This is a genomic window from Bradyrhizobium neotropicale, assembly GCF_001641695.1.
Taxonomy (GTDB): Bacteria; Pseudomonadota; Alphaproteobacteria; order Rhizobiales; family Xanthobacteraceae; genus Bradyrhizobium; species Bradyrhizobium neotropicale.
This window is the reverse complement of sequence record NZ_LSEF01000076.1, coordinates 1-3,762: the sequence shown is the minus strand read 5'-3', so window position 1 is coordinate 3,762 and position 3,762 is coordinate 1. Positions and strand designations below refer to the sequence as shown.

Genomic DNA, 3,762 nt, shown 5'->3' with positions numbered 1-3,762 from the left:
GCTGTCAATCGGCGTTCAAATTTGACCCCTCATCGGCGTCCAATTTTGACCCCTTTGTGCGGCGGGGTTTGCTGGTAGCGCTCGTCTCGTCGGAGCTGGCCGGGATTGCGGAGGCGAGACGAGCGCGGGTTGCGTGATCGTCGTCGCGGCTTTTGAATCGCCAACTGTCGTTGCCGGTCTCGACGATGTCGCAGTGATGGGTCAACCGATCGAGCAGCGCAGTGGTCATCTTGGCGTCGCCGAACACGCTGGGCCATTCGCCGAAGGCGAGATTGGTGGTGACGATGACGGAAGCTCTCTCGTAGAGCCGGCTGATCAGATGGAACAGAAGCTGACCGCCGGACTGGGCAAAGGGCAGATATCCGAGTTCGTCCAGAACGATGAAGTCCATCCGGGTCAAGTGCTCAGCAAGCCGGCCCTGCCGTCCATTGCGGGTCTCAATCTCGAGGCGGTTGACGAGATCGACCACATTGTAGAAGCGGCCACGGGCACCGGATCGGATGCAGCTCCTGGCGATTGCGATGGCCAGATGGGTCTTGCCGGTGCCTGTGCCGCCGACCAGCACGACGTTGCGTTGCTGGGCGATGAAGCCGCCGCCGGCGAGATCATTGACGAGCGTCCGGTTGATCGGCGTGCCGTCGAACTGGAAGTCCTCGAGGTCCTTAGCAAGCGGCAGCTTGGCGATGGTGAGCTGGTACTTGATCGACCGGGCCTGCTTCTCGTTGATCTCGGCGTTGAGCAGGTCGCCGACGATGCGCTGCGGTTCGTGTTGGCGCTTGACCGCAGTCGCCATGATCTCGTCGAAGGCGGCCTTCATGCCGTAGAGCTTGAGCTCGCCCATGAGGTCGAAGATTTGGGTTCGTTCCATCAGATGATCCTCCGGAGGTTGTCGTAACGGGCACAATCGGCGATCGGCGCATGGCGGAGCGTCAATGCAGCCGGCGTCATGATGTTGGCCGGTGGGGCGGGTTCACGTTGTCGGGCCAGGATGTTGAGAACGACATCGGCGGAATGGACGCCGTGACCGAGCGCTTCGGCACAGGCGGCTTCTACCGCGGGCAGGCCGTCAGTCAGCACCGCATTGAGGATGTCGACCATCTGACGATTGCCATCGTCGGTGCTGGCAAGCCTGCGCCGGATCCGCTCGATCGCGGCCGGCAGCACCCAGTCCTTGAAGGGAGCACCGTTGCGCAAGGCGCCGGGTTTACGCGCCAGTACCGGCACATAGTGCCAGGGATCGTAGGTCGTCTCGCCGCGTCCGAAGGATCGTGGGTGCTCGGCAACGATGCGTCCGTCCTGACGGATCACGATGCGATCGGCATAGGCTTGGACCTCGACCGGGCGCCCGACGGCGCTGGCTGCGACCAAGTACTTGTTGTTGTCGAAGCGCACCAGACAGGTCTTCGAGACCGACGCCGGCACCGCATGGAAGCCGTCGAACCGACCGGCATAGGGGACGAGCTTAGGACGCTCGGCTTCGAACACTTCCCAGATCGTCTGATCGGCCAACTCCGGATGGCGATGCGCTTTGGCGTAGGCGATGCACTTGTCCAGCAGCCAGGCGTTTAACTCGTCCAGGTTCTTGAACCGCAGCCGCGGCGTGAAGAAGCGTTCGCGGACCAGCCCGACCTGGTTCTCGACCTGGCCCTTCTCCCAGCCCGAGGCTGGCGTGCAGGCGACCGGATCGACCAGGTAATGGCTGCACATCTGCAGGAAGCGGCGATTGTAGCGGCGATCCTTGCCGACAAAGATCGTCTCCACCGCGGTCTTCATATTGTCGTAGATGCCGCGACTGCAGGTGCCCTTAAACAGGGCGAACGCCCGGTCGTGGGCGTCGAACACCATCTCCTGCGTCTCGCGCGGATAGGCCCGCACGAACAGCATGCGGCTGTGACAGAGCCGGACATGGGCGGCCTTCACCATCACCGTGGTCCCGCTCAGCAAGACCACCTCGTGGCTCCAGTCGAACTGGTAGGCTTCGCCCGGCGCAAAACTCAGCGGGACATAGGCCGCCGCGGTCGATTGCCCGCGTTCTTTGCTCCACCGCCTGGCGTAACGCCGCACCGCATCGTAACCGCCGTCGTAGCCGCGGCCGCGCAGCTCTTCGAAGATCCGGATCAACGTCAGCTGTTCACGAGCCGGTTTGGCCGCGTTCGCCGCCAGCAATCCGTCAAGCTCTACTGCCCATCGTCCCAGCTTTGGCCGCGGCTGCACTTGCCGCTCGTACTCGAAGGAGGTCTCCCCAGACCTCAGCACCTTGCGGACCGTGTTCCGCGACACCTTCAGGTCACGGGCGATCTCCTTGATCGTCTTGCCCTTGATGAAGTGCTCGCGCCGTATCCGCGCAATCGTCTCCACGACCAGCATCCCCGACCACCTGCTTCATTCCAAAGCAGGCAGCGCAACAGCCCAACGTTAGGGGGTCAATTTTGGACGCCGATCCCCCAGCTTAGGGGGTCAATATTGCAGGCCGAATGACACTGGAGCCGCATCTCAGACCTCATCATCGAGCCCGCCAGCATCTCGAACACAGATCCGGCGGCAAGGTTCCTCGACAAGACGGTGATGCTCGGCCCGGCTTTGACGATGGTCTGCGCCCGCAGAAGGCGATCGAATGAACTGCGTGCCGAACGACCGTTCTGGGTGTGCGCCGTGAGAAGGCGGCGCTTTCCAGTGGGTGCAAGTCCCACCCGGCGAACGCTCCAGCCGGAAGCAATCGGAGCAGTCATGGAGGTAACGAAGTGGCTGAAGCCTTCGATTAGCGTGTCACGAATTGGTGACAGCGCGAGTGTGCAGGCCGTAACGCGAGTGAACGCCGAGCAAGCCTCGAAAAGGACGATGCGCAGGCCGACCCGACGACCCTTTCGGGGAAGGCTGATACGGCTGGAGGAATGAGCGAAAACGATCCGCCCAGCTGCTGCGCCGGGGTAGTGGCGACAGCATGTACACAAGGAAAGCGTACGCAACACGGGAGGCCCCACGACGTGGTCAGGGATGACCAACCGGACGCCCGCGAGGGACAGGCCGGGCGCCGTGGGGATGCGGAGAGGTTCGCAGTACCGCTGAAGCCGGGTAACGCCGGGGGAGGGAAGGGACCTTAGTTCAAGACGAACGCAAGACGTAGTGAGGGACCTGGAGATTGGGCAACCTATCAACTCCGAAGAGTGTTCAGAAACTTCAGATGGCGTTGCACGCGAAAGCGAAGGCAGAAGCCGGCTACCGTTTCTACGCCCTGTACGACAAGATCTGCCGAGAAGACATCCTGGCCCATGCCTATGCTCAATGCCGCTCCAACAAGGGCGCACCGGGTGTGGACGGTCAGGACTTCTCGGACATCGAAGCGTACGGGGTGCAGCGGTGGCTTGGCGAACTGGCGCTTGCGCTCAGGCAGGAGACGTATCGACCGGATCCTATCAGAAGAGTGTACATACCGAAGGCCAATGGCAAACTCAGGCCATTGGGCATCTCGACCTTGCGTGATCGAGTCTGCATGACGGCAGCGATGCTGGTGCTAGAACCGATCTTCGAGGCCGATCTTCCACCCGAACAGTACGCGTACCGTCCCGGGCGAAATGCCCAACAGGCGGTGGTCGAGGTGGAAGCGCAGCTGTTCCGTGGCCACCCGGAAGTCGTTGACGCCGACCTCGCGGACTACTTCGGAAGCATTCCGCACGCCGAGCTATTAAAATCGGTGGCGCGCCGGATTGTTGATCGGCGCGTGCTGCATCTGATCAAGATGTGGCTGGAATGTCCCGTGGAAGA

Annotated in this window: 2 protein-coding genes and 1 pseudogene; 1 reads left to right on the top strand and 2 read right to left on the bottom strand. The window is 62.2% G+C overall.

Annotation, left to right across the window (positions count from 1 at the left end; genetic code table 11):
* Positions 1-4: 4 nt before the first annotated feature.
* On the bottom strand, positions 5-868 hold the full coding sequence (gene istB, locus AXW67_RS24865) for an IS21-like element helper ATPase IstB (protein WP_063677376.1): 864 nt from the start codon (positions 866-868) through the stop codon (positions 5-7).
* Positions 869-876: 8 nt separating this feature from the next.
* Positions 877-2,367: pseudogene (gene istA / locus AXW67_RS24860) on the bottom strand (IS21 family transposase); the annotation flags it as partial.
* A gap of 814 nt (positions 2,368-3,181) precedes the next feature.
* Between istA and AXW67_RS24850 the strand changes: the two are divergent.
* Positions 3,182-3,762: reverse transcriptase domain-containing protein (locus AXW67_RS24850; RefSeq protein ID WP_245315713.1), on the top strand; the 581-nt coding region annotated here is incomplete at its 3' end.

Excerpts from the sequence above, each read along its gene's own strand:
- istB (WP_063677376.1), bottom strand. The coding sequence starts at position 868 with ATGGAACGAACCCAAATCTTCGACCTCATGGGCGAGCTCAAGCTCTAC.